5 protein-coding genes are annotated in these 6894 nt (G+C 54.7%); 3 read left to right on the top strand and 2 right to left on the bottom strand.

What is annotated here, in order from left to right:
- Nucleotides 1–82 precede the first annotated feature (82 nt).
- Nucleotides 83–1357 carry a peptidylprolyl isomerase gene (locus AB8B76_RS09255; RefSeq protein WP_405271896.1) on the bottom strand — a complete coding sequence of 425 codons (1275 nt, stop codon included), beginning with the start codon at nucleotides 1355–1357 and terminating at the stop codon, nucleotides 83–85.
- 7 nt (nucleotides 1358–1364) lie between these two features.
- Complete coding sequence (locus tag AB8B76_RS09250; protein ID WP_405271895.1) at nucleotides 1365–3803, bottom strand: LPS-assembly protein LptD; 2439 nt, start codon at nucleotides 3801–3803, stop codon at nucleotides 1365–1367.
- A gap of 311 nt (nucleotides 3804–4114) precedes the next feature.
- Here AB8B76_RS09250 and AB8B76_RS09245 point away from each other — a divergent pair, with 311 nt between their 5' ends.
- From AB8B76_RS09245 to rpe, 3 genes are read left to right on the top strand one after another with little or no spacing between them, the layout of a single operon-like run.
- Nucleotides 4115–5137, top strand: coding sequence for an aminoglycoside phosphotransferase family protein (locus AB8B76_RS09245; RefSeq protein ID WP_405271894.1), 1023 nt, complete (start codon nucleotides 4115–4117; stop codon nucleotides 5135–5137).
- Nucleotides 5124–5843: an N-acetylmuramate alpha-1-phosphate uridylyltransferase MurU gene (murU, locus tag AB8B76_RS09240; protein ID WP_405271892.1), complete on the top strand. Its 720-nt coding sequence runs from the start codon at nucleotides 5124–5126 to the stop codon at nucleotides 5841–5843. The genes AB8B76_RS09245 and murU overlap by 14 nt, the downstream gene beginning before the upstream one ends.
- A 37-nt stretch (nucleotides 5844–5880) precedes the next feature.
- On the top strand, nucleotides 5881–6549 hold the full coding sequence (rpe, locus tag AB8B76_RS09235) for a ribulose-phosphate 3-epimerase (protein WP_405271890.1): 669 nt from the start codon (nucleotides 5881–5883) through the stop codon (nucleotides 6547–6549).
- Nucleotides 6550–6894 lie beyond the last annotated feature (345 nt).

Here is a 6894-nt window from a genome sequence, read left to right as displayed (position 1 = left end):
CCAGTCCCTCTGCGCCGCAGCGAGAACCACATCGGGCCCTATCCCAGCAGGTTCCCCCGCTGAGATGGCGAGTCGTGGAATCTTACTTGATGTCGACAAAGGCCTCGTCGCGTATTTTGCGAAGCCAGGCGTCGAGCTCTTCCTGATACTTGCGACCGTGCAAAAATTCGCGCACCTGCGCTTTGCGCATATCTTCGGTAACGTCCTTCTCGCGCCGATCAAGGACTTCGAGAATGTGCCAGCCAAATTGGCTTCGCACAGGCTCGGATACCGTATCGACTTCGGTGCTTGCCATCATGTTTTCGAATTCCGGAACCATTTGCCCGGGGCTCGTCCAGCCCAGATCGCCACCTTCGGCAGCAGAGCCAATGTCCTCAGAGTACTCACGAGCCAGTTCTCCAAAGTCCTCACCGGCAGCAACCCGTGCTTTGAGCTCTACGGCGAGTTCTCGCGCTTGCTCGTCCGTAAGAATCTCTGAAGGCTTAAGCAGAATGTGCCGAACTTTCGTTTGGTTGATGGTCATGTCGCCGCCGCCGCGCTGGTCTGCCATTGTGACGATGTGCAGTCCGCTCGGGCTCTGAAACACGTCAGCGGTCTCTCCACGGCCAATGGTCGGTGCAACCTCCTGAAAAAGGCTGGGTAAGTCATCCAGTTTGCGCCACCCCAGATCGCCGCCCGTAAAAGGGTAGCCCTCAGGCACAGACGTCATTACCTGATCAAAGGCTTCGCCATCTCGAATCCGCTGAACCAGGCTCTCGCAAAAGGCTCGACTTTTCTCGATTTCAGCATCGCTGGTATCCGAGGAGATAGGGAGGAGGGCATGGATGATGCGATACTCTGGTTGAACGAGCTTCTGACCTTCTTCCGTGGATAGATAGTTCTCTATCTCCTGGTCGCTAATCTCGATGAGCTGATTCACATTGCCCTGCTGGACACGCTGAATCACCATCTCGCGCTCGATGTTCTCGCGTATCTCGGTGTAGGAGCGTCCTTCCTGTTCAAGAAGAATCGCAAATTGTTCCTGAGTCAGGCCATTCTGCGCCGCGATGCGGCCCATGGCCTGATTCAACTGTGCATCCGATATGCGCACACCAAATCGCTGGCCCATCTGCATCTGTATATTTTCGAGAATCAGACGGTCCAGCGTTTCTCGGATCAATACGTCTTCGGGAGGCGCTTCTGCACCTTGGTTCGCGATGTTCTGGTTAACGGCGGCCATACGCTCTCGCAGCTCGCTCGCCATCACGACATCGTCGTCGACAACCGCAACAACCTGATCGAGCATTTCGGTGGCACTAAAGGCGGCACTGCTAAAGCCCGCTGCGCATAGCAGGGGCAGTAATAGCCTTGAACGCATAAATTTTCTATCTACGGTAAGCAAGTCGGTTAAATCCTTGAATCATATCGCCCATTAATTGCTCTACACCATCTCCAAAGCCCCCAAGGCCTTTGAGTAATACCTGAACCTGGGTGACGTGTTCGCGATCCAGATTAGGCGAGTCAAAGTCGGGGATCGCGTTGCGGGCGGTGTCAAAGTAGCGTAGGTGCAGCAGGCGAACCTGAAAGCAGCAGCTATCGTATTCGATCCCGACCATATCTTCCACGCTTCGATTTGCTTCCAAGCTGTAGTTCCAGGCCACAAAAGCACGCCAGTTATTACTAATGGGATAGTAGGTAGATAGATTGACCTGATCAGTGGTGGGTTGGTTCCCCACCAGGGACACAGGACGGCGGAAGGTATAGCCAAGATTAAACACGGCCGTGTCGTCCCGTGTGTAGCTGGCCAGCAGGTTTCCGGCGTTCATTTTTCGCGTGGAGGGGTCGTACTGGAGGTTACTGCGCATGGACAGGCGATCATTGGGGTAAAAGTTGAATTCTCCCGCGAGCTCGGAGCTGGAACGATCAAGTTCCGGCGCCGAGGCGTTCAAACGCACCCGTCGATTGTTGAAATAGACAATCTGTCCAATGCTGGCATTGAACATTTCAGCGCCCGTGCTCTCGTCCAAAAAGCGTGTTGTGAGGCCGATAGCCGCCTGATTCGCGTCGTCTAGCCGGTCGCGGCCAGAGAATCGCGTGTCTCGGAACAGCTGGTTATAGTTGAAGGTAAGCTCTGCGCTGTCAAAGTCCGGCTGGTCCTTTTGTTCGTCAAACTGGCTGTAGAGATAAAAAACTCTTGGCTCGAGAGTTTGCACTACGTTTTTGCCGGCCAGCTGCGTGTTTCGCTCAAAGAACAAGCCCCCGTCGATGCTGGCCAGTCCCGAACGGGCCCCTGGGTTTTCATCAAGATCGCCAACTTGGCGATCCAATGCGTACTCTAAAACACGGTACTTCGCGGTGGATCGTAAAAAGCCGTACTGCCAACTCATGGGGTAGGTCACCCCGGCTTCACCGTAGAGCCGTTGCCCCGTGGCGATGATGTCGGTGTCCGTATCAAAGTTTGAGTACTGCACCATGCCGATGGGATTGAGTGCGAAGGGCGTTCCTTGGCTTCGGTATTGCGCGGTGATTTGCGGTAACTTCTTGTAGTCGTTGCGAATGTCCTCGGCCAACGGCTGGAACTGCTGTGCCTGTAGCGTTACCAACCAGTCATCGCCCAAATACTTAACCTGGCCTAGCTGGAGCAGGTTTACATCGCGGCGAGAGTCCAGTCGCGACGTCTCCAGATCGCGAATCAAGTCAACGTCAGAAACCTTGCTGTAGTTAATGAGCGAGCGCCAGCGGCCCCCATAGTTGCCCTGGTGTTTGACGTTGGCCAACCAGCGTTTTGCATCGTTTTCATCGGGGAAATCATCGGCGTATTGCTTGTCGTTGCCGATGTAACTTCCACCGACTTCCCAGTTGCCATTAAATGGATCCAGATAGCGGGCTCCAAACTCGTGGTTAAGGCCCCGTTGTCCTATGTATCTGGGGGAGTAGAGCAGGTCGTAGTTGGGCGCGAGATTGAGATAGATAGGAGTGGAGATGTCGACACCCCCACGACTATCTGAACCTACTGCTGGGAATAGCAGTCCGCTGCGTCTGCGATCATCCAGAGGGAAGCTCAGCCAAGGTGTGTAGAAAATCGGGTAGCCGCCCGCGCGTAGCGTCGCGTCTCGCGCCGTGCCTACGCCCTTTTCGAGATCCAGCTCCAACTGTCCGGTTTGCAGCAACCAGTCGTCGTCGCCCGGTGCGCAAAAAGTAAGTTCACCATCCTCGATGCGTAAAAGCTCGTTGCTTTCTCTCGATAGCAGGGCAGCACTTCCGCGCAGATGCTGCTCATGAAGCACAAACTGGCTATTTTCCATCTGCGCTTCACCGCTTTGGGAGTAAAACTGTCCCCGTGCACCACGGAGCAGGACACCGGGTTCCCGAAGCTCAATATTGCCCTCCAGCGTACCCGCTCGCGTTTCACGGTCGATGCTCGCTTCGTCACTGGAAAACTCGCGATAGCCTTGAGTAACTTCCACACCTCCAGAGAGGCGTACGGTGTTTCCCTCCAGTTCAGAGCTTCTTGCGCGAGCATTGATAGGAGCGGTTTCGGGATCACTTTGGGCGTTGGCACCGCTAAGGGGGTCTATGTAGCGACCCTTACATAGCGTACAGCTGATATCTCTGAGCCTTTCGGGCACGTCTTCGATGGGAACCCAGTCCAGCTCTGCCCCCACTCGAGGTTGAATAGCTTCTTCTATGAGGGTGCTTGCCGATGCTTCTTTGGGGGTATTTCCGCTTCCCTTCTCTTCTACAGCTGCCGCAGTTGTCGCTTCGGAAACTGAAGACGAAGGCTCTTGCGCCGCAGTCAGACCGGTGCAAACAAGCAGCAGCATCGCGTACCATCCTCTGCGCTGGCGACGGAGAGCACGTAGAGCTGCAGCCCCGGATGACAGTGAGCGAATAGACGATATTTTAGGTGGAGCTGCGAGCATCTGCTGCCGCTTTAACGCAATGGACGGCGCATAATAAAGCATCAACGGCGCTCGCGTTAGACGCTGACACGCAGATTGTTAAAGTGTAATCCGGCAGTGCTTGGTTGTAGTGGGCCGGATGGGTGGAAGAGTAGTAACAGGATCCGGATAGGGGTGAAGATGTTTTCTCTTCAAACATCAAAAAAGTGTGGGATTCAGATCCCTGGAGGCATGTGAGCGTCACTGACAGGACAGAGCAACTGGGCGATTGGTACCGATCTTGGTCGGGCAGCTCCGAAGAACTGCAGATGGTTGCCGGTGATGCCAGTTTTCGACGTTACTTTCGTGTTGCTCACGAAGGGGCATCGCTGATTCTGTGCGATGCACCACCAGAAACCGAGAAGAATGCGGAGTTCGTGGCTTTAGCTAAGGGTTTAGCCGCCGCGGGGCTGCGTGTTCCTACTGTACTTCAGGCAGATATGGAATTTGGGTTCCTGGCCCTTGAGGATTTGGGTGATCAAACTCTCCTGCCGCTGTTGCAGGCCGATGCTGTAGATCAATACTACGCGCAAGCCTTGGGCATGCTCGAGAATCTTGCCCTCGCAGATTTGGACGACTTTTCTCTGGAGGTTTACGACCATAGCCTTCTTAGTCGCGAAATGGATTTGTTTCCAGAATGGTTTTGCCAGGGTTTGCTGGGCCTTGACCTTGATCAGGCCGCAAGGGATGTCTACGCAGCGCTAAGATCGCTGCTTTGTGACCGGGCACTGGCGCAGACCCAGGTAGTGGTTCATCGGGATTTTCACGCACGCAATCTTATGTTGCTGAGTGATAACTCCCTCGCGACTATCGACTTTCAAGACGCAGTTTTAGGGCCGCTAAGCTACGACCCGGTATCGCTCTTAAAAGACTGCTACGTGCGTTGGCCTGACTCCCGGGTCCAGGAATGGGCGTTGGCGCACAGAGAAGGCCTGGTGGCTAAAGGCGTGCCCGTGCCGAATGCCGACGACTTTCTTATGGACTTTCATTTCATGGGGCTGCAGCGACACATAAAGGTACTGGGGATATTTGCCAGACTCTATTTGCGTGACGGCAAGCCCGCTTATCTCGGCGACTTACCTCGAGTGATTGCTTACGTGCAAAGAGCATTAGCCACATATCCCGAGGTTCAACCCTTAGCTGACTTTGCCCTGTGGTTCGACGAAGTCGTCCTGCCCGTGGCCCAACAACAAAGCTGGTTCCATGACTGCGACTAACAGGCAATCGTTAGCGCCAGCGACACTATCAGCAACACGGGCCATGCTGCTTGCTGCGGGTAAAGGTGAGCGTATGCGACCCCTCACCCTGGACACGCCAAAGCCCTTACTACCTGTCGCCGGCAAGCCTCTGATTGAGTACCACATAGAGAGACTGGTGGCGGTGGGTGTGCGAGATATCGTGATCAATGTGTCCTGGCTCGGGGAGCAGATTGAGGCGTACTGCGGCGACGGTAGTCGATGGGGTTGTGACCTTCGCTATAGCCGGGAACCCGAACCTTTAGAGACCGCGGGGGGGATTATTCAGGCCCTGCCATTACTGGGCGATAATCCATTCGTGCTAGTTAACGCAGATATCTGGACCGACTTTGATTTTGAGAAGTTGCTAAGCATGCCTCTGCCCAAGCAGGCTGCTCACTTGGTGCTCGTCGACAATCCCGAGCACAATACAGCGGGGGATTTCAGTCTGGAGGCAGGCAGTGTCCAACTCCCATCCACCAAGACCCTAACCTACGCGGGCATAGGCCTGTATGATCCGCTTTTTTTTAAAGGCTTCGCCCCGGGCAAGCGCGCGCTACTGCCGCTACTGCAGCGTGCAATTGAGGAGAGCCGCTTGTTTGCTGAGCACCATCTCGGTCATTGGACGGACGTGGGCACGCCCGAACGTCTCGAAGCCCTTGAGCAGCGCATCTTGGCGAGCAACTAGAACGACGCACTGCCTAAAAGTACACAGAGGATTAGACATGAGTGAATACCTGATTGCGCCTTCGATATTGTCTGCGGATTTTGCGCGACTAGGTGAAGAAGTAGATAACGTACTGGAGGCAGGTGCCGATGTGGTGCACTTCGATGTGATGGACAATCACTATGTACCCAACCTCACCATTGGCCCTATGGTTTGTAAGGCACTTCGAAAGCACGGCGTTACAGCGCCCATCGATGTACACCTGATGGTTTCGCCTGTGGACCAACTGATTGGAGACTTTGCCGAAGCCGGGGCAAGTTACATCACCTTTCACCCGGACGCCTCTACCCACGTGGATCGGTCTCTGCAAATGATTCGTGATGCGGGTTGTAAGGCTGGCCTTGTGCTTAATCCGCATGTCGGACTGGATGACCTGACTTACGTTATGGACAAGTTGGACATGATTCTTCTTATGTCTGTTAACCCTGGATTTGGAGGGCAGTCTTTTATTCCATCCACCTTAACCAAGCTTCGTGAGGCACGTGCACTCATAGACGCTTCGGGTTTGGATATACGGCTTGAGGTGGATGGTGGTGTGACGCCAGCAAATATTGCAGAAATCGCAGCGGCGGGTGCAGACACCTTCGTGGCGGGGTCTGCAATTTTTGGTAAGCCCGATTACGCGGCGGTTATTGCCGAGATGCGCGCAAATCTCGCGGGCGTCTAGCGTTGCCGAGGTCTTGCCAAGCGCCTCGTCGAAGCTACAATGAAGCCATGAAATCTGGAACTACATCAATTCGACTGTGCGGGGCTTTGGCTCAGGGTGCAGTTATGCGGGAGACGACGCGCTGGCGATGGTGAATCCCCGGGCTTTTTCTAGCCCACACCTTTGTGCGTGATATCGCAAACTCCGTAAATCGCTTTCCAGGATCACCTCATGACCAATGATGAATTTGCCGCACTGGCTGCTCAGGGCTACAACCGCGTGCCCGTGCACCGTGAAGTGCTCGCCGACTTTGATACTCCTCTATCCACCTACCGTAAGCTCGCCGAGGGGCCTTATTCCTATCTC

It is taken from the genome of Congregibacter sp., from assembly GCF_045107095.1.
Lineage (GTDB): Bacteria > Pseudomonadota > Gammaproteobacteria > Pseudomonadales > Halieaceae > Congregibacter.
The sequence above is the reverse complement of the archived record's forward strand: the minus strand, read 5'-3'. Positions and strand labels throughout refer to the sequence as shown.